Raw genomic sequence first — 18381 nt, forward strand, 5'->3', positions numbered from 1 at the left:
AAATTCTATGTTTCAAGGCGAATACTTTCAATGTAGAAGTATTTCGAATCAGCAGCATTATCTCTATCGGAAATTTCACTTTTTTTGCTCATCCTAACTCATTCTGTCCTGGTACTCTCCTCAGTAGGTCGCCAAACGATGGGACTTTACTAGGGCTCCAGGATCGGCGCCATGCCGTGTGATGCCAGCATGATAAGCGATTCGAGTCGATCATCAAGCGCTCCCACTAGTCTGTGTTTAATGTCAATTTGCTAACTTAATCGTTAGGCATCACGATCAACTGTGGAAAGTTCCATCCTTCCTCATAGCCGTACGCCTTGCTATGGTCCACACTGACCCCGTTATTTCTTCTAGTACAGTTAGTGAAATCCCGACTTGCACCACTCCAAGCATAAGTCTGCGAGTACTTGTTATGAACCGAGCTGTTGCAACACATTTTCATAGTCCTCCGGGAGGGGACAAAGGACTTCTATCGCTTCCTTCGTAAAGGGGTGATGAAAAGAAAGCGACTCCCCGTGAAGCGCCTGCCGGCCGATGGAGCCCGCCGACACCTGGCCCCCGTAAAGGCTGTCGCCGAGCAGCGGATGGCCGAGATGACTCATATGGACGCGAATTTGATGCGTTCGCCCGGTTTCCAGCCGAATGCGCAGCAAAGCCGCCTGCTCGAAGAGGCTTACCGTTTCATAGTGCGTGACGGCATGTTCGCCTCTAGCAGACACTCGTCTTCTGGTAGGATGATGGCGGTCTCTGCCGATCGGCTCGTTGATTGTTCCGGAGGTACGCTTGGGCACCCCTTGAACGACCGCCAAGTAGACGCGTCCGATCGCTTTTTCCCGCATCGCTTCGTCCAGTCTCCATTGGGCATAGCTATTTTTGGCATACAGGACCGGTCCGGTCGTATCCGCATCCAGCCGATGAATATGACGGACGGCGCAAGCTTGCCCCGTTGATTCGTAGTAGGCGGCGACCGCGTTCGCGAGCGTCCCTCTCTGTCCCGGTTCAGTCGGATGTACGGGCATTCCAGCCGGTTTGGACGCTACTAGACAGAAATCATCCTCGTATAGGATATCGATCGGGATCCAATCTGAGGAAAATCCGGCCGGCTCATCAGGAAACAGCTTCACGCTTAGCCTGCCTCCTCCTGCCTGCACGCCTCCGGTTCTTTGCAAACGGATTGCTTCTTTTTCGGTGAGGCCCAGCATGTTCCTCAACACGTTTGAAACTTCTTGCTCTTTGTCGACGTCTATGGGGAGTCGGGTCATCAGCCACTCCCCTCGGCGTTCATAGGAGCGGGTCATCTGCCGCGGCGCCTCCTAAGTCCCGTATACAGCACCAAAGCCGCCAGCAAAGCCATGAATACGAGCAGGATCGCAATCAGCTGCCAGGAAAAATCGAAGAAATAATAAGCTTTCATTTTGCTAGAATCGCCTGCTTCCTTGCCGGAGTTTACTTGACTCCCGGAGTGAACATATTTCCACTATTGTAACAACATTTCCGTCCAAATTGAAACGATTCTATGATATGATGTAGGTTGAATTATTGAAGGGAGAGATGGGATTTGAGTACGGCTGTACAGCTGCTCAGTCAGACTAGAAGATGGATTGGTTCTTGGAGTTGGTTGAAAAAGGGGCTTTCCGTGTTTACGCTCTTGATTTTTCTGACTTCAAGTTTTTTATATTTGACGCCGCTAGGCCTCAGCATTCGGGAGTTTCTTGCCGAGACGGTCATTACGACGCAGCATCGCGATTGGGCCTGGATCTTCGTTGGCTCCGCGCGTCGGGACGATATGGTTCGTTTGTCGCATGAATTGACGACTTCCTCTGCCGTCGAGAAGCAGGACAATGCAATGATTAATCATGAAGCCCGCAAGAAACGGAATGCGGATGAGCTGATCAGCTCGGTCAAGGAAGTGAATGGCAAGTTTTGGAAAGGCAAGCTGATTGAGGTTTACGATCCGACCACGATTCGAGTCGTGACCCCCCACAAAGCCGGGGAGGGCGAGCGCATCAGCTCGATGTCGAAGCGAATCGGAGCGGTTGCCGGCATCAACGGCGGCGGCTTCATCGACCCGGACGGCCTGGGCAACGGATTTGCCCCAATCGGCCTTATTATGTCCGACTATCAGCCGATCTATACGGATACGGATGACGATACGCAGCAGAACATTATCGGGATTACCGAGGAAGGCACACTGCTCGTCGGGATGTATAGTCTGAACGAGCTGCGTATGCTGAATGCGAAAGAAGCGGTATCGTTTCTCGCGCCGCGTCTCGTTGCTAATGGCGGTGCGACCAATCTTAATGGCGATGGCGGCTGGGGACGCGCTCCACGCACCGCTGTCGGACAAAAGGCGGACGGAACGATCATCTTCCTGGCGATCGACGGACGTTCGGCTACAAGTTTAGGCGCAACCTTGAAGGAAGTCCAGGACATCCTGCTGGCCGAAGGCGCGATCAACGCCGGCATGATGGACGGCGGCGCCTCGACCGAGCTCGTCATCAATCACGAGGTCGTGACGAATCCTTCCAGCCGCTACGGCGAACGCCGACTGCCATCCGGCTTCCTCGTGCTTGATGAACCGGACTCTTACAAAGCGGACCGCGTCTGGGACGGCATCACGAAGATCAACGCCGGCGGGGCGTTCGACCATCCGGACTTCCTTCGGGAGCAGGAGGAGCTGAAGCGCAGGGCGCTGCTGAACCCGACGCCGAAGCCTTCGGTCACGCCATCGGAAACGCCGCAGACGTCGCATACGCCGTCTCCGACGCCAACGCCAAGCCAATCGCCTACTACGCCGAAGCCATCGACCACGCCTGGGAATGCAGGCGGAGGGGGGACGGTCAGTCCGGCGCCGACGCCTACACCGTCGGGAACGGGAACGCCGAAGCCTTCGGTAAGCCCTACTCCCGGCGGCACAGGAGGAGGTTCGCCAACTCCGGGCACCGGCGGCGGAACGAGCGGGACGGGATCTCCGTCTCCGACTCCTTCCGGGTCCGGCACCGCTACAGCTACACCTAAACCGTCGGTGACGCCTTCCTCTACAGGCGGAGCGCCTGCCGGTACCAACCAGCCGACCGGCTCACCGAGCACGACCGGTACGACGGGCACGACGGGCACGAACACCGCTACACCGCCTAAGACTAATTAACCATTTACATAAACGGTGAAGCATGAAGAAAAGCCAAAGGCCGAACACCCTTAAATGGGTTGATCGGCCTTTGGCTTATTTCCTTCGATAACGTTTTGAATCCAATTATATTGGATGATTCATATATTTCCCACTGGAGATCCCTACAGACGCTTCAGTGCCTCATGATGCGCCGCAATCGTCTGCTCAATGTCTTCGTCGCTATGCGCGGTGGAGACGAACATGCCTTCGAATTGCGAAGGCGCGATGCTGACGCCGAGGTCGAGCATGTTGCCGAAGTATTGCCCGAACCGCTTCAGATCGGAAGACTTCGCCGTCTCGTAGTCGATGACCGGCGTCTCGGTGAAGAACGGACATACCATCGAGCCGACCCGGTTGATCGTGCTCGGAATGCCAAGCTCGCGGGCATTCGCCTCGAAGCCGGCCTCAAGCCGCGCCGACTTGCGCTCTAGCTCCTCGTACACGCCGGGGCGGGCGAGCAGCTGCAGCGTCGTGTAGCCGGCGATCATGGCCAGCGGATTGCCCGAGAGCGTGCCCGCCTGATAGATCGGGCCGCTTGGCGCCATCCGCTCCATGATCTCGCGTTTGCCGCCATAGGCGCCGACCGGCAGCCCCCCGCCGATGACCTTGCCGAGGCAGGTCATGTCCGGCGTAATGCCGAAGCGTCCCTGGGCGCAATGGTAGTCGACGCGGAAGCCCGTCATAACCTCGTCGAAGATGAGGACGGTGCCGTACTGCGACGTGATGTCCCTCAGCCCCTGGAGGAAACCCGGCAGCGGAGGCACGACGCCCATATTGCCGGCGATCGGCTCGACGATAACTGCGGCGATCTCTTCGCCGAATTTGGAGAAGGCGAAACGAACGGATTCAATGTCGTTATAAGGCACTGTAATTGTATTGACGGCTACCCCTTCCGGCACCCCTGGGCTGTCGGGCAGCCCCAATGTGGCGACGCCGGAGCCGGCCTTGATCAAGAGCGAATCGGCATGGCCGTGATAGCAGCCTTCGAACTTCAAGATTTTGCTGCGGCCCGTATAGCCGCGCGCCAGACGGAGCGCGCTCATCGTCGCCTCCGTGCCGGAGTTAACCATCCGGACAACCTCGACGGAAGGGACCCGCTCGCAGACGAGCTCGGCCATCTCGGTCTCGATCAGCGTCGGCGCGCCGAAGCTTGTTCCGCGTTCGGCGACGCGTTTGATCGCTTCCACAACTTCCGGATGCGCATGCCCTGCAATGAGCGGACCCCAAGAGCCAACGTAGTCGAGGAAGGAATTGCCGTCGATGTCGTAGATGCGGGAGCCTTCCCCGCGTTCGATGAACGCCGGCGTCAAGCCGACCGACTTGAATGCGCGCACCGGGCTGTTGACGCCGCCGGGAATGACCTTTTTCGCCGCTTCGAAAGCCGCCTTCGACTTCTCGTCCGCCCGCTTTTTCCAATTGTCCATTTTTCGTTAACTCCTCGTCTGTTTATTTAAGTTTGCAAATAAGTATGGTAAAATATGTGGCATATTGATTAAGGTGATGAGGGTGTAGCATGATAGAATTTCTAAGCCAGGTTCCTCTTTTTTCAAAACTCAACCAAGACCAACTGAAAATAATAGCCGGGATCTCTCAGAAAAAGGGTGTACGGTCGGGTACCATATTGTTTCGGGAAAAAGAGCCGGGAACCATCTTCTACATCGTGTTCATGGGCGCAATCAAAATATTCACGGCCAACAGCTCCGGCGAAGAGAAAATGCTCTCGCTATTCAAAACCGGGGACAGCTTCGGCGAGCTGTCGCTGATCGACGGCAAACCCCGCTCGGCAACCGCCCAGGCGGTGGAGGATACGATCCTCATCTCGATTACGGCCGAAGCGTTCATGGACTTGATGAAGAACAACTTCGAGATTACGCTCGGCATCATGCAGGAGCTCAGCCAGCGGCTGCGGGACACGAACCAGCATGTGTACGACTTGACGTTCCTCGACGCGCGCTCCCGAGTAATTAAGAATCTGATCATGCTCGCGAACAAAAACGGGACGCGCAACGGCACTCAGATCGTCGTCCGCCATCCGCTCAATTACGATGAAATCTCGCAAATGGCCGGCGTGCAAAAAAATGTATTGCTGCAAGTGATGCGCGACTTGACGGACCGGCAGATCGTCTCGCTAGGCTCTACCGATTTCACCTTGCACTTGGACAGACTCCGGCAATCATCCTAGTTCATTGTAATCGACATCTCCGAATCTTACCAGCTTGTATGAAAAAGGACGCTTCCACTCCCACTTCGACGATGGGTTTGGAGGCGTCTTTTCACAGGGCTGGAATTGGCTCGCCAGCTCTTCGGGCCAGCAGGTCGTCCACCGCCTGCCTGGCGGCGTCTCGACCCTGACGAATGCAATCAGGCAACCCTACTCCTTCGAAACCGCCGCCGACCGCCCAGATGCCCGGCAGCTCCGCAGACATCCGCTCGCGGAATTGTCGTAAGGCCTGCAAATGCCCGACCGGATACTGGGGCATCGAATGAGGCAGCCTCGTAATTTCCGCGAACAACGGCTCCGCCTCGATCCCATGCAGGCGGCGCAAGTCGTGCAGCACCCGCCGCTTAAGCTCTTCGTCGCTCCACCCCGTCCAATCCTCTTGGCCCGAGCGGCCGACATAGCAGCGCATCAGCACTTTGCCGGGCGGAGCCGTATGCAGCCACTTGGACGAGGTCCAAGTGCAGGCGGTGATCGTCGTTCCTTCCTTGCGCGGAATGACGAAGCCGGATCCATCGAGATGTTTCTCGATATCGCCCGCATTGAACGCCATAATAACGTTGGCGACCGACACGTATTTCATCTGCCGCAGATGCTCCGCCTCAGCAATGCCAGGCAGCAGCCGTCCGGCAGCCGGTGCAGGCAGCGTCAGCACGATCGCGTCCGCTTGCAGCCGGTTTTCGTCCCCCGCCTCGCCGCCGTCAAGACGCAGCAAATAGCGGCCTTCTGCAGCACCCTCGGGCTGCCGCTCGATCGCCGTCACGCCACGTCCGATGACCGGGATTTCCGCCAGCGACTGCTGCAGCCGCTCCACCAGAGCAGCGAGTCCTCCCTTGAAGGTGAGGAACAAGCTGTTCTTGGCGGCCGCCGGCAGCCCGGGCAGCGCCTGTCCTTCCTTGCGGCTCGCCATCATGCCGAGAATAAGACTGCGGTGCTTGAGCTCAACTTGCCTGAACTGCGGGAACGTCGCGGCCAAGCTGAGGCTGTACGTGTCCCCGGCATAGATCCCTGCCAGCAACGGCTCCGCGATATGCTCGAGCACTTCGCGACCGAGCCGACGCTCGAGGAAATCGCCCAGCGACTCGTCCTCCGTTCCCGTCCGCTTGGGCAGCATCAGATCCATCGCGGCTCTTGCTTTCCCCATCGATGAGATTAGCCCGGTCTTCAGAAACGGCGACCATTCGGTCGGGATGCCGAGCACCAGCCCTTGCGGCATCCGATGCAGCTTGCCGCGGTGCAGAATGTACGTCTTCTTCGCCTGCGGGTTCGTGCCGGTCAGCTCCTCCTCCATCCCGAGCTCCCGAGCCAGATCGACGATCGGCAGCTTGCGGGCGAGAAACGAATCCGGCCCTTTCTCAATGACGAACCCGTCCTTGCGCAAAGTCTCGATTCGACCGCCCAGCCGGCCGCTTTTCTCCAACAGCTGCACTTCCGCCTCGAGCCCCGCTTCCTTCAAATACTTCCGCGCGTAGAAAGCCGTGCTGAGCCCGGTAATGCCGCCGCCGACGATGACGAGCTTCATAGCTGCGCCCCGATAACGTCGCTGAGCGTCTTCATATAGAGCGGATCGGTGTTCAGCGACTCCGTACGCTCCAGCTGCATGCCGAGCTCGCGCGCCTTGTGCTGGCACTCGATATCGATATCGTACAGCACCTCGAGATGATCCGAGACGAAGCCGATCGGGCACACTAGCACCCGCTTCACGCCTTCTTCGCGATGCGCCGTTACCAGCACATCCATTATATCCGGTCCGAGCCAAGGGGTAGCCGTCCGCCCGGCGCTCTGCCAAGCGAACTGCCAGCTCGATATTCCGGTCCGCTCCGCGATGGCGCGCGAGGTTTCGAGCATTTGATCCGGGTAAGGGTCGTTCATCTCCAGTATTTTGGCAGGCAAGCTATGGGCGGAGAAAATAACTCTCACCGAGGAGCGCTCGCTCTCTTCAAATCGCTCCAAGGCGGAAGTCACCCGCTCGCTAAGCGCCTGAATGAGCTCCGGATGAAGATGATAGCTGCGTACAAACCTCAGGGTGAGGTCCAGCCCTTCGACGGCCTCCTGAGCGCGTTTGATGTACCCGCCTACGCTCATGACCGAGTAATGCGGCGCCAGCACGATGCCTACCGCCTCGCGGATGCCATCCTCCGCCATTTGACGGACACCGTCCTCGATAAAGGGGGAAGCATGCTTCAGCCCTTGGTAGCATTTGAACGAAAGCCCCTGCTCCGCATACGCCTGGTTCAATGCTTCTTCCAAAGCTGCAACTTGTTTGTTCGTATTTTCGCGCAGCGGGAAAAAACCGCCTACAATCGCCTCATAGCGATCCGTCAACTCTTGCAGCTGCTCGGGTGTCGGCGGATGGCCGCGGCGAATATGCGTATAGTACGCTTCGATCTGATCCATACTCTCCGGCGTCCCGTACGACATGACGAGCACACCGATCGTCCGGTTCGTAGTTGGCATCGGCTATCTCCCCTCTTTCACTAGCGCTTGAGGCCGGCGCGAGTCGCTGGCGGAGGCGATAGCTTCCGACGAATAACGTTGGATGAATGCGGTCAGCGACTTCAGCTTGTCCAGCGATGCCTCCGGGAACAAGCCGTGTCCCAAGTTGAACACATACCCCGGGTCGGCAATGCCTTCGTCAATAATCAGCTTGGCATGCGCTTCGATCACTTCTGTCGGTGCGGTCAGCACGTACGGATCCAGATTGCCCTGCACCGCATAACGATGCTGCAGCCGGCTTCGGCCTTCGGCGATCGGCACCCGCCAGTCAAGACCGATGACATCGGCCTCGAGTCCGACGGACGCGATCGAAGGCAGCAATTCGCCCGAGCTGACGCCAGGGAAATAAATTTTCGGCTCCGTGTAGTCTCGCAGCTCATGGAAAATCCGTTTGATCGTCGGCAGCACATATTTCTCGAAATCCCTCGGCGCCAAGGAGCCGACCCAGCTGTCGAACACTTGGACCGCTTTCGCCCCGGCAGCGATATGCGCCTTCAAGTAGGTAATCACCATGTCGCCCAGCTTGTCCATCAGCGCGAACCAGACATCCGGCGCTCCATACATCATCGTCTTCGTGCGGATGTAGCTCTTGGACGGGCGGCCTTCGATCAAATAACTGGCGATCGTAAACGGCGCGCCGGCGAACGTAATAAGCGGAATCGTCAGCTCGCGGTCGAGGATGCGGATCGTCTCGATCACATGGGACAAATCGCCTTCCACATCGATCGGGCGCAGCCGCTGGACGTCTTCCGCCGAACGGATCGGGTTATGGATGACAGGACCGATATCTTTCACAATATCAAAATCAATGCCAAGTGAAGCGACCGGGTTCATAATATCGGAGTATAAAATGGCGGCGTCGATGCCGAGCTTGCGGACCGGCTGCAGAGTCACTTCAGCGGCCAGATCCGGCTGCTTGCATATTTCAAGGAGTGTGTATTTCTCTTTTATTTTGCGATAATCCGGATCATAGCGACCCGCTTGTCTCATGTACCAGACAGGCAGACGTTCGACCTCCTGCTTGCGGCAGGCGCGGATAAACAAATCGTTGTAGCTCATTGTGAGGCCTCCTCTTGCGGTTCCGATAGGGGCTGGGATGGGACTCCCCTGCGTTTCTTCTCTCATTATGCCCGAATTCTACCAGTGTAACAACCGACGGGAATGGGCAACATCCGACAAAATCATGACAAAGTGTATCAGACTGGCAGGTGAACGAGGGAAATATTGTAAGCGACGAAACTTTCTAGCTTGTTCTTGCGTATAAGGTAAAGAAAGCGCATACATTTTACTTATCAACATATGGAGAGTGATTCCGATGCCCATCAAACCTTTGCACGAGGAGGACGCGGATGACGAAGCAGATCGCAGCATCAGTCCTTCGCAATTGCCGAAGCCGGTGCGTTTATTCAGCTATTTGTTTTTCGGATTGGTCTTGCTCGCGGTAGGGATCGGATTGGTGCTGTCGTTCGTTCATCCCTGAGGTTGACAAAAACCGCCTGTGGCATTATACCGCAGACGGTCTACATAACGATTGGAATCAGCCTTGCAGCCAACGCGCGGCGTCCTTGGCATGGTAGGTGATGACGATGTCGGCCCCGGCCCGCTTGAAGCCGAGCAGCGTCTCCAGGACGATCGAGCGTTCATCAATCCAGCCTTGAGCAGCCGCTGCCTTGATCATCGAATATTCCGCGCTTACGTTGTAAGCGACTACCGGAAGATCGAACTGGTCCTTCAGCTCGCGAATGATGTCCATATACGCCAGCGCCGGCTTCACCATCAGCATGTCCGCTCCTTCGCGCACATCCGACTCCGCCTCGCGGATCGCTTCTCGCGCGTTGGCCGGGTCCATCTGATACGTCTTGCGGTCGCCGAACTGCGGCGTGGAATGAGCGGCGTCCCGGAACGGGCCGTAGAACGAAGACGCATACTTGACCGAATACGCCATAATCGGCACATGCTCGAATCCCGCTTCGTCCAGACCGGCGCGTATCGCTAATACATACCCGTCCATCATATTCGACGGCGCGATGATATCGGCCCCCGCTTCCGCCTGGGACACCGCCGTCTTCACGAGCAGCTCGAGCGACAAATCGTTGTCCACATAGGCGTTGTTCGTCCGTTCATCCTTTTTTACGACGCCGCAATGGCCGTGGCTCGTGAATTGGCATAGGCATGTGTCGGCTACGACCAGCAGCTCAGGCGCCCAGCCTTTAATGGCGCGAGTCGCCCGCTGGACGATCGATTCGTGGCCGTACGCCTCCGAGCCGATCTCGTCCTTATGCGAGGGCACTCCGAACAGGAGCACGCCTTGAATGCCAAGCGAGGCGATCTCGCGGATCTCGGCTTCGAGCACATCCAGCGACAGATGGAACACGCCGGGCATCGAAGGAATTTCGCTGCGGACGTCTGTGCCTTCCGTCACGAATAAGGGGTATAGAAAGTCATGCATCGACAGCCGGGTTTCGCGCACGAGATTGCGCATCGCCTGGCTGCCGCGCAGTCTGCGGTGCCTTACGATCGGATAACTCATAGGTAACGGATCACTCCTATTCTTGTAGTGGCGCGGGTTGCTGCAACGTTTCCAACAGCGAGGCGATCGTCGCTTCCGGAGCGACGCGGCTGATGCGCAGTCCGGCTTCTTCGGCCGTCTGTGCGGTCACAGGCCCAATGCAGACGAGCTCCAGCCGGTTCAGCAGCTCGATCGGCTGCTCCTCCCCCAGCTGCTTCAGCGCGTGCAGCAAATTCATGACGGTCGACGAGCTGGTGAACGTCACGACATGGATGCCGCCTTCCCTCAGCTGCTCAAGCGTTTCTTCGCCGAATTCCGTCGCCTGTACCGTCTCGTAGGCGTCTACCTCCGTCACGGACAAACCTTGCGCTTCGAGCCGCTTGCGCAGCACGTCACGCGCCAAGTCGCCGGTAGGCAGCAGGACACGCTGGCCGGCTTCGACAAGCGGCTCCAGCGCGTCGGCGATCCCTTCTTGCTTGTACGCGGACGGAAGCGGCACGGTTGTCAATCCGCGCAGACGCAGCGCTTCTTGGGTTTTCGGACCGACGGCAACGAGACGGGCGGCTCCCAGATTGCGGATATCGGCGCCAGTCTCGATCAACCGGCGGAAAAAATAATCTACCCCGTTCACACTCGTGAAAACGATCCAGTCGAAGCCGCCAAGCTCTCGGATCGTTTGATCGAGCCTCTCTACCTGCTCCGGGTCGCTAGTAGGCTGGCAGCGGATGACCGGGAATTCCACCGCTTCGCCCCCCAACTCCTCAATGCCTCTCACGAGCTCGCTCGCCTGTTCTCTGGCACGCGTGACGAGATAACGCCGGCCGAACAGCGGCCGCTTCTCGAACCAGGCGAGCTTCTCGCGCAGCTTCACTACCTCGCCCACTATAATAATAGCCGGCGACTGCATGCCGCTCAGCTTCACCTGCTCGGCGATCGTAGCCACCGTGCCTGTCAGAGTCTGTTGCTCCATCCAAGTGCCCATGCGAATGACCGCGGCCGGCGTTTCCGGAGGTTTGCCGTGCTCCATGAGCCGACTGCAGATGGCCTCTATATTCGCCACGCCCATCAGGAAGATCAACGTTCCCGTGGCCGTGGACAGCTTGTCCCAATGCACGCCCGAATACGTCTTGTTCGGGTATTCGTGGCCGGTGACGATCGCGAACGACGACGTGAAATCGCGATGCGTGACCGGAATGCCGGCATAGACCGGTACGGCGATGGAGGACGTAATGCCCGGCACAATCTCGAACGGGATGTCCGCGTCGGCCAGCTCCTCGGCTTCCTCGCCTACACGGCCGAATACGCTCGGATCGCCGCCCTTGAGCCTTGTCACCACCTTGCCCTGTCGGGCCAACTCGACCAGCAGCTTGTTGATGTCTTCCTGCTTCATCATATGCTTGTCCGGAAGCTTGCCGACAAAGTGTAGCTCCGCTCCCGGCTTCGCGTGGCGCAGCAGCCTCGGGTTCGCCAACCGATCGTAGACGATCGCATCGGCGCGTTCAATCGCTTCCAGGCCTCTAACCGTAATGAGCTTCGGATCTCCGGGACCGGCTCCGACCAAATACACTTTCCCCCGCTGCATGGCGCCTCATCCTCTCAGTTGTGCCAGTATCCGTTCCGCTCCCTGCTCCAGCAGCTTCTCCGCGAGCGCGTCTCCCAGCCGCTCCGGGTCGCTTCCTTGCCCGTACTCCAAGAGCCGCTCGCCGCCGTCCGGCGAACCGACGAACCCGGTCGCCTCCAGGAGCGGCGACCCGTCCGGCGCGCGCTCCGAGCCGCGCACGACCGCGTAGGCGCCCAGGGGGATCTGGCATCCCCCGTTCAGGCGCCCCAGGAACTGGCGCTCGACGCGCACCGCGAGCGCCGTAGGTATGTGATCGATCTTGCCGAGCAGATCGATCATGAAGGCGTCGCCCTCGCGGCATTCGATGCCGAGGGCGCCTTGGGCTACAGCCGGCACGCAGATGTCGGCCGGCACGTATTCGGTGATGCGATCGCTCCATCCCATCCGGTGCAGCCCGGCGGCGGCCAGCATGATCGCATCGAAGCCCTCGGTCTCGAGCTTGCGCAGCCTCGAGTCGATGTTGCCGCGGATCGACTCGATCGTGAGATCCGGCCGGTACGCCTTCATCTGCGCCGCCCGGCGCAGGCTGCTCGTGCCGAGCTTGGCGCCTGGCGGCAGCTCGGCCAGCTTCACGCCGCCGCGCGTCACGATGCAGTCCCGAGGGTCTTGCCGCTCCGGCGTCGCGCCGATGACAAGCCCTTCTTGCCGCTCCCACGGCATATCCTTCATGCTATGCACGGCCATGTCGATCTCGCCGTCCAGCAGAGCTTGTTCGATCTCCTTGACGAACAGCCCTTTGCCGCCGACCTTGGACAACGTCACGTCCAGAATCCGATCGCCCTTCGTCACAATCTTCTTAATCTCAAATTCACAGGCGATGCCATGTTTCTCCGCCGCCTGCTTCAGCTGGTCGATCACTTGTCCGGTCTGCGTCAAAGCCAGCGCGCTCTGGCGCGTGCCTACGATCACCTTCCGCATGGGTAGTCCCCCTCGCAATCTATCTCTATATTCCGAAATCTATTCCTGTTCAGGCCGCTCGGCAGCAGCCAGCTCCAACCGTCGTCTCATCTGGGCGACATAAGCTTCAAATCCGCTCACAGCCGAGTCGCCCTCGCCGTCGCCAGTCTCAGTCTGCTGCCGTGCAAATACATCCCCGCTCAGCAGCTCCCGCAGCAGCGCCCCGCGCCGCTCCGCATCGGCCACCCGCTCGAGCGCCTCTCGGCGGAACGCCTCGAGGAACTCGAGCAGCCGCTCCGCCTCCGCCCCCAGCAGCGCGTCGATCCGGTCGCGGATCGCGACCGCTGCCGCCGGGCTCGCGCCAGCCGTTGAGACGGCCACCGTCAGCCGTCCGCGGCGCAGCACCGCCGGCCACGTCACGTTGCCGAGCTCCGGCCGCTCCGCCGCGTTGACGAGCTGCCCGCGCGCGCGGGCATCCTCGCAGACGCGGGCGTTCACGTCCGGGCGGTCGGTCGCCGCGACGACCAGGAACGCGTCCTCGCCGTCGCTCGGCTCGTAACCCCGCAGCGCCGCCCCGGCGAGCTCGCCGGCGGCCAACCACCCGGCGATGCGCTCGCTGATCGCCGGACTTACAACCGTCACGCGCGCGCCTGTCGGCAGCAGCGCGGCAATCTTGCGCTCGGCGACCCGCCCGCCGCCGACGACCAAACACCGCCGCCCCTCGAGCTGCACGAGGAGCGGCATCGCGGCGGCGGCCTTCTTTTCCCCGGTCCGTTCCATTCCTACGTCATAACCACCTATATCCCGTTTCATCCGCCGTCACATCCAAACCCATTGATGAAACCGGGACAAAAAGTTCAGCGCCACATAGTTCAGCAAGAGCAAGCCGAACGCCGCCAAGTTCCACTTCGCCAGCTTGTAGCCCGGCTGATTGCCAGCCGCTCGCTGCACCAAATAGAAAACATAGGCCAAAATCAAAATAAACGAGCTGAGCACCTTCGGATCAAGCATGTAGCGGAGCTCGCCCTCCAGCCCGATCTTGACAAGCCCGAGCACGAGCGACAGCATCAGGAGCGGCGCCCCGATCAGCACCGCGCGGAACGTGTAGTACTCCACCACATCCAGGCTCGGGAACCGGGTGAGCAGCTTGGACCACGCCTTCCCTTTCAACTGCCTGTGCAAATACAGATAGATGATAGAGAAGATCGCGCCGAATAAAAACGCCACATAGCTGCCGATGGCGAGCGTAATATGGATGAACAGCAAATGGTCCTGCGCTTCCCATTGCCCGCTGCTCGCCGGAACGGCGGAGTCGCTGAACAGATTGACCGCCAATATCCCGAACCCGGCCAAATTCGTCACGAACACTACCATATCCGCCTTCATCCGCCAGCTCATCACCAGCGAGACGAACACGAGCAGCCAAACGAACAAGAAGACGGTTTCGAACAACGTCAGCACGGGCAAATAATTCGTCACATAGGCCCGGTAGCCAAGGAACACCGTCTGCATCAGCCATACAAAAGCAAGCAGCCCTGTTCCCATGCGCTTTGCACTCCGGTTCGGCCCTACGGCGGCGGAGAAGTAAAACAACAGGCTCAGGGCATATGCATAAAGAATCATGTCGTAAATCCAGTTATTGTTCACCATCGCCAGCTCCCCGCCTCGTAGCCGCTCCTAGGAGCCGGCTAGCATTTCGCCCGCGGGCAATTTCAGCTTCGAGGAGCGCTCTTGCAGCTTGCCTCCGGAGAACACATGGTCTTCCTTGGCGGCGTCGCCGGCCTTCTTCAGCTCGTCCTGCAGCTTGGCCGCTTCGGCCTTCAAATCGGCTACTCGCGCCTCCAGCGCGAACAGATCGGTGAACAGTGCAAGCGTTTGGTCGCCGTGCCGCTCGCCGGCCAGCTCCTTCACCCGCAAGATCGGATCGCGCATCATCTGGTTCATCATGCTCTTGGTCAGCTTGCGGATCACCTTCGCTTCGCGTTCGTCCAGATCGGTCAGCTTCAGCATCAGGTTGTCCATCGTCTCCCGATGAATGTCGTTGGCCTTCTCCTGAAGCGCCTGGATAACCGGGCCGACGCCCAGCAGCTTAAACCACTGGTCGAAGGAGGCCAGCTCCTCCCGGATCATCGCTTCGATCTTGACCGCCTCCTTGCGCCGCTCGTTCAGGTTCGTCTCCACGATCAGCTGCAAGTCGTCGATGTCGTACAAGTACACGTTCGGCACCTTCGAAATTTCAGGATCAAGGTCGCGCGGAACCGCGATATCGATCATGAACAGCGGCCGCGACTTGCGGCTCGTCATGACGCGCTGGATCTGCTGCTTCACGAGCACGTAGTCCGCCGAGCCGGTTGAGCTGATAACGACGTCGACTTGCTTCATCGCCTCCAGCATCTGCTCCATCGGGACGGCCGTGCCTCGCATCCGCTCCGCCAGCTCCTCCGCCTTCGCCATCGTCCGGTTGACGACGAGCAGCCGGTCCGCGCCTTGGCCGGTGAGATGCTTGAGCGTCAGCTCGCTCATCTTGCCGGCCCCTACGATCATGACCGTCTTGCTGCGGAAGTGGCCGAAAATTCGTTTCCCGAGCTCAACCGCCGCGTAGCTGACCGACACCGGATTTTCGCCGATCGCCGTCTCCGCATGCGCGCGTTTGCCGAGCGTCACCGCTTGTTTGAACAACCGGTTGAAAATCGTGCCGGTCGCCTTCTCCTCCTGTGAACGAAGGAAAGCGTCGCGCACTTGGCCGAGAATTTGCGTCTCGCCGATCACCATCGAGTCAAGCCCGCATGTGACCTTGAACAAATGCTCGATCACCGGCTGGTCTTCATACATATACAAGTAGTCCTTCATGTACTCGCGGGGAATGCCGAACCACCGCTCCAGGTAGCTGCGGATATAGTACCCGCACATGTACAATCGATCTACAACCGCGTAAATTTCCGTCCGGTTGCAGGTGCTTACGATGACACATTCCAGTATGCTCTTCGTCGCCTGCAGCTGCCGCAACGCTTCCGGCAAATCCTGTTCGGCGAAAGCAAACTTCTCCCGAATTTCTACGGGGGCTGTCCGATAATTCAATCCGACAACGATCATGTGCATCGCTAATCACCTGCCTTTCTATGGTAAACCCTGGTCTGCACGCAGCCATTCGGGCAAAATTTCAACTCTCATTATAGCACAGTTCGACAAGGCCCGTACCCGCAAAGTATGAATAAATTATGAACCGAACGGCGGATTCAGGACCTCCTTCTTGAGCTCTGAAGCGGTTCCCAGTCTTCCCCTAGTATGCGCCTTGCCTTGGGCCCATATACCGAAGGGGCAGCCGTTACGGCTGCAGTTTTTTATGCAGAAGGGCGTACAGCTCACCGTCCGCTTTCGCCAGCTTGTCGTTCGCCGAGCTTACCAGTTTGCCGCTCGAATTCAACAGCTTCCCGTACGATTCGAACATCGTCTTGAACAGCGCGTCCGCCTTGGCGAGCAGCTCCTTCTCATCCGCCTTGAGGGACCGTTCTCCACCGATCTGCAGCCGCTGGATGACCTTGAGAAGCTCCGGCAGCGACTTCAGCTCCGTCAGATTGTCGGAGCCTTCCGCCTGCACGAGCCGTTCATGCGTGAAATTGGCCGAGTAGGCCGCAAGCTGCAGCTCGTTCAGCTCCCCGGTGTCCGCCCCTTTCGCCCCTTCCGTGAACGCCGTCGCCATCAGCTCCATTTGGAACGAAGCCACTTGGTACAACAAGTCGAAGGCATCCTGCTTCTGCTGCGTCCCGCTCCAGTTGTTCCAGATGCTGCAGGAGGGCCATGCGATCAATAGGGCAATAACGGCGAAACCCGCTACCTTCCCCGGTCGTAACGGCGAACGAAATTTCATAAGACTTCTTCCCCTTCCGTCCCAGGATCTGTCCATCATCCTATTTGTATGGGACGCGGGGGCGAATTAGTCGAACAAACAGAAGCAGCCATGGGATCCCATGGCTGCCGCAGTTTATATAATCTTCAGAGCTGTTCGTTCCGTTTGTTAGTTTGCCGCAACCGCCAGCTTCATGTCCGGCGTTTCGACAGTCATTTCGCCTACGCCGCGAATCAGCTTCTTGGCATATGTCTTCTCAGGCTTCAGGACGGAAACGAGATAATCGATCGCCGCCTGCGGATCTACGGTTTCCCCGCAAGTGTAGCAATCCAATGCCGCGAATCCTTTCTCAGGATACGTGTGAATCGAGATATGACTTTCCGACAGTAATACCAAAACCGTTGCACCTTGCGGTTCGAACTGCTTGGCTTGAACGGACAATACCGTTGCCCCGCATACTTCTGCAGCTTCCACCATGTGAGCCTGGAGCCATTCTGCGCTGTTCAGCTTGTCGAAGTCTGCTCCCCAAGTATCAACAGCAACGTGTCTTCCGAAAGTAGAGTATTCCATCTTTCGGTCCCCCTTCCTAGGAATAAAATTGTTGGATTTCATCCGCTAGGACCTACGTCATTCACTTCTCGAGGGAGTAATCTCTCGCAACATTACATGTCCTGAGTGAATCCTGGTTCCTATATTGTTTTCAACGAATCTAAAAATAACATCTATCGCCCAGAAATGCAATAGTTTTTTTTGTTAAGCCGCAAAATGGATCGCTCGTGCTTCACATAACCGTACAATCCGCGGCCCAACCGGGGGAATTGTGCGCCGTCCGCCCTTTTTGGCCCCAGTACTCAACTTATGAGCGCGCCAGAGGAATGGGAACTTGTCCTTGACGAAAAGCGCACCTGGAAAACCTATCGCTCTTCGGCGTTCGGCGTCACTTGGGCGGTCCCGCAGCGGCGGCATACGGCGTGATTGTCCCCCAGCTCATCTCCGCACACGATGCATCGTTCCGCATCCGTGCCCTCGTATGTTGGCGGGTCCTTCTCGTCCACGGACGCCACGTCGTCGAATGCCTCGAACTCCACGTCAAGCACCGATTCGTCCTTTGCCGACGCACTGGCGGCAGCGGCTTCCGCTTCGATAGGTTCGAGCTTCCTTCCGCATGACTGGCAGAACGCGGCTTCCGAAGGGACTACTTTTCCGCACAGGCAAAGCCGTTGATCGTTCACCTGGACGATGCGCATCCTCAGCGCCTCAATCGCCTCTTCAATCTTCTTGTTCTCTTCCGATAGCCGCGAGATCTCGGTTTCGGCGATGGACAAATTTCCGAGCTTGTATGCTTCATAGACGGCCGAGCCGATCCATGTGAAATTTTGATTCAATTCCTTGCGCTTGCGTGCCAGCATCGCCGACAGCTTCGTCGTTTCCACGGTGCGCTGCGCCTTGTCGGCCGCCTTCGCCGCGCCCGACCTTAATCGTTGCATCAAGTTCATCTGCTAATTACCTCCAGGCTGGATTTGGAATGCGATCCTTATACCATACGTAGCGGTTCCCCGGTTTAAGACCGAAGACTGGCATTGTGCCGCTTGAAACTGAAAAAAGGAGGCCGATCGCTCGACCC

At 58.4% G+C, this 18381-nt stretch carries 17 protein-coding genes; 3 read left to right on the forward strand and 14 right to left on the reverse strand.

Features of this window, described 5'->3' with window-relative positions:
* Positions 1 to 410: 410 nt before the first annotated feature.
* Positions 411 to 1298 (reverse strand): RluA family pseudouridine synthase, encoded by an 888-nt coding sequence (locus PKO02S_RS21875; RefSeq protein ID WP_127586164.1) that lies wholly within the window; start codon positions 1296 to 1298, stop codon positions 411 to 413.
* A gap of 260 nt (positions 1299 to 1558) precedes the next feature.
* On the opposite strand from PKO02S_RS21875, the gene PKO02S_RS21880 reads away from it, so the two are divergent.
* Positions 1559 to 3148, forward strand: a complete 1590-nt coding sequence (locus tag PKO02S_RS21880) for a phosphodiester glycosidase family protein (protein ID WP_127586166.1) — start codon at positions 1559 to 1561, stop codon at positions 3146 to 3148.
* A gap of 143 nt (positions 3149 to 3291) precedes the next feature.
* Here the strand turns inward: PKO02S_RS21880 and hemL are convergent, their stop codons facing one another.
* The gene (hemL, locus tag PKO02S_RS21885) at positions 3292 to 4593 is read right to left on the reverse strand and encodes a glutamate-1-semialdehyde 2,1-aminomutase (RefSeq protein ID WP_127586168.1); all 1302 of its coding nucleotides are present in this window, start codon (positions 4591 to 4593) and stop codon (positions 3292 to 3294) included.
* Between the two features lie 89 nt (positions 4594 to 4682).
* Here hemL and PKO02S_RS21890 point away from each other — a divergent pair, with 89 nt between their 5' ends.
* Complete coding sequence (locus tag PKO02S_RS21890) at positions 4683 to 5351, forward strand: Crp/Fnr family transcriptional regulator (RefSeq protein ID WP_127586170.1); 669 nt, start codon at positions 4683 to 4685, stop codon at positions 5349 to 5351.
* Positions 5352 to 5442: 91 nt separating this feature from the next.
* Here PKO02S_RS21890 and hemG read toward each other — a convergent pair whose 3' ends face one another.
* The 3 genes from hemG to hemE are packed head-to-tail and all read right to left on the reverse strand — an operon-like array spanning position 5443 to position 8942.
* Positions 5443 to 6909: a protoporphyrinogen oxidase gene (gene hemG, locus PKO02S_RS21895; protein ID WP_127586172.1), complete on the reverse strand. Its 1467-nt coding sequence runs from the start codon at positions 6907 to 6909 to the stop codon at positions 5443 to 5445.
* A complete protein-coding gene (gene hemH / locus PKO02S_RS21900) occupies positions 6906 to 7844 on the reverse strand; it encodes a ferrochelatase (RefSeq protein WP_127586174.1) in 939 nt (312 codons plus the stop codon). Before hemH ends, hemG begins: the two co-directional genes overlap by 4 nt.
* A gap of 3 nt (positions 7845 to 7847) precedes the next feature.
* On the reverse strand, positions 7848 to 8942 hold the full coding sequence (gene hemE, locus PKO02S_RS21905) for a uroporphyrinogen decarboxylase (protein ID WP_127586176.1): 1095 nt from the start codon (positions 8940 to 8942) through the stop codon (positions 7848 to 7850).
* A 256-nt stretch (positions 8943 to 9198) separates the two neighbouring features.
* On the opposite strand from hemE, the gene PKO02S_RS32510 reads away from it, so the two are divergent.
* Positions 9199 to 9363 (forward strand): hypothetical protein, encoded by a 165-nt coding sequence (locus PKO02S_RS32510; RefSeq protein ID WP_164821598.1) that lies wholly within the window; start codon positions 9199 to 9201, stop codon positions 9361 to 9363.
* A 57-nt stretch (positions 9364 to 9420) separates the two neighbouring features.
* On the opposite strand, the gene hemB is transcribed toward PKO02S_RS32510, so the two are convergent.
* The 9 genes from hemB to PKO02S_RS32515 form a co-directional block, all read right to left on the reverse strand.
* Positions 9421 to 10413 (reverse strand): porphobilinogen synthase, encoded by a 993-nt coding sequence (gene hemB / locus PKO02S_RS21910; RefSeq protein ID WP_127586178.1) that lies wholly within the window; start codon positions 10411 to 10413, stop codon positions 9421 to 9423.
* 16 nt (positions 10414 to 10429) lie between these two features.
* Positions 10430 to 11974 (reverse strand): uroporphyrinogen-III C-methyltransferase, encoded by a 1545-nt coding sequence (gene cobA / locus PKO02S_RS21915; protein ID WP_127586180.1) that lies wholly within the window; start codon positions 11972 to 11974, stop codon positions 10430 to 10432.
* Positions 11975 to 11980: 6 nt separating this feature from the next.
* Positions 11981 to 12931, reverse strand: coding sequence for a hydroxymethylbilane synthase (gene hemC, locus PKO02S_RS21920; protein WP_127586182.1), 951 nt, complete (start codon positions 12929 to 12931; stop codon positions 11981 to 11983).
* Between the two features lie 39 nt (positions 12932 to 12970).
* Positions 12971 to 13690 carry a precorrin-2 dehydrogenase/sirohydrochlorin ferrochelatase family protein gene (locus PKO02S_RS21925; protein WP_164821599.1) on the reverse strand — a complete coding sequence of 240 codons (720 nt, stop codon included), beginning with the start codon at positions 13688 to 13690 and terminating at the stop codon, positions 12971 to 12973.
* A gap of 39 nt (positions 13691 to 13729) precedes the next feature.
* Positions 13730 to 14560, reverse strand: a complete 831-nt coding sequence (locus PKO02S_RS21930; RefSeq protein WP_127586186.1) for a cytochrome C assembly family protein — start codon at positions 14558 to 14560, stop codon at positions 13730 to 13732.
* A 27-nt stretch (positions 14561 to 14587) separates the two neighbouring features.
* The gene (gene hemA, locus PKO02S_RS21935) at positions 14588 to 16009 is read right to left on the reverse strand and encodes a glutamyl-tRNA reductase (RefSeq protein ID WP_127586188.1); all 1422 of its coding nucleotides are present in this window, start codon (positions 16007 to 16009) and stop codon (positions 14588 to 14590) included.
* Positions 16010 to 16235: 226 nt separating this feature from the next.
* The gene (locus PKO02S_RS21940; protein ID WP_127586190.1) at positions 16236 to 16778 is read right to left on the reverse strand and encodes a hypothetical protein; all 543 of its coding nucleotides are present in this window, start codon (positions 16776 to 16778) and stop codon (positions 16236 to 16238) included.
* Between the two features lie 147 nt (positions 16779 to 16925).
* Positions 16926 to 17327, reverse strand: a complete 402-nt coding sequence (speD, locus tag PKO02S_RS21945) for an adenosylmethionine decarboxylase (protein ID WP_127586192.1) — start codon at positions 17325 to 17327, stop codon at positions 16926 to 16928.
* Between the two features lie 344 nt (positions 17328 to 17671).
* The gene (locus PKO02S_RS32515; RefSeq protein ID WP_164821600.1) at positions 17672 to 18253 is read right to left on the reverse strand and encodes a double zinc ribbon domain-containing protein; all 582 of its coding nucleotides are present in this window, start codon (positions 18251 to 18253) and stop codon (positions 17672 to 17674) included.
* Positions 18254 to 18381: the final 128 nt, after the last annotated feature.

Origin of the sequence: Paenibacillus koleovorans NBRC 103111, from assembly GCF_004000845.1 — a bacterium.
In the GTDB taxonomy this organism is placed as follows: Bacteria; Bacillota; Bacilli; order Paenibacillales; family NBRC-103111; genus Paenibacillus_AA; species Paenibacillus_AA koleovorans.

Coding starts and splice junctions, on each gene's coding strand:
- PKO02S_RS21925 (WP_164821599.1), bottom strand. CDS start 13,690: ATGGAACGGACCGGGGAAAAGAAGGCCGCCGCCGCGATGCCGCTCCTC.
- speD (WP_127586192.1), bottom strand. CDS start 17,327: ATGGAATACTCTACTTTCGGAAGACACGTTGCTGTTGATACTTGGGGA.
- hemE (WP_127586176.1), bottom strand. CDS start 8,942: ATGAGCTACAACGATTTGTTTATCCGCGCCTGCCGCAAGCAGGAGGTC.
- PKO02S_RS21930 (WP_127586186.1), bottom strand. CDS start 14,560: ATGGTGAACAATAACTGGATTTACGACATGATTCTTTATGCATATGCC.
- PKO02S_RS32510 (WP_164821598.1), top strand. CDS start 9,199: ATGCCCATCAAACCTTTGCACGAGGAGGACGCGGATGACGAAGCAGAT.
- PKO02S_RS21890 (WP_127586170.1), top strand. CDS start 4,683: ATGATAGAATTTCTAAGCCAGGTTCCTCTTTTTTCAAAACTCAACCAA.
- hemH (WP_127586174.1), bottom strand. CDS start 7,844: ATGCCAACTACGAACCGGACGATCGGTGTGCTCGTCATGTCGTACGGG.
- PKO02S_RS32515 (WP_164821600.1), bottom strand. CDS start 18,253: ATGAACTTGATGCAACGATTAAGGTCGGGCGCGGCGAAGGCGGCCGAC.
- hemB (WP_127586178.1), bottom strand. CDS start 10,413: ATGAGTTATCCGATCGTAAGGCACCGCAGACTGCGCGGCAGCCAGGCG.
- cobA (WP_127586180.1), bottom strand. CDS start 11,974: ATGCAGCGGGGGAAAGTGTATTTGGTCGGAGCCGGTCCCGGAGATCCG.
- hemL (WP_127586168.1), bottom strand. CDS start 4,593: ATGGACAATTGGAAAAAGCGGGCGGACGAGAAGTCGAAGGCGGCTTTC.
- PKO02S_RS21940 (WP_127586190.1), bottom strand. CDS start 16,778: ATGAAATTTCGTTCGCCGTTACGACCGGGGAAGGTAGCGGGTTTCGCC.
- hemA (WP_127586188.1), bottom strand. CDS start 16,009: ATGCACATGATCGTTGTCGGATTGAATTATCGGACAGCCCCCGTAGAA.
- PKO02S_RS21875 (WP_127586164.1), bottom strand. CDS start 1,298: ATGACCCGCTCCTATGAACGCCGAGGGGAGTGGCTGATGACCCGACTC.
- hemC (WP_127586182.1), bottom strand. CDS start 12,931: ATGCGGAAGGTGATCGTAGGCACGCGCCAGAGCGCGCTGGCTTTGACG.
- hemG (WP_127586172.1), bottom strand. CDS start 6,909: ATGAAGCTCGTCATCGTCGGCGGCGGCATTACCGGGCTCAGCACGGCT.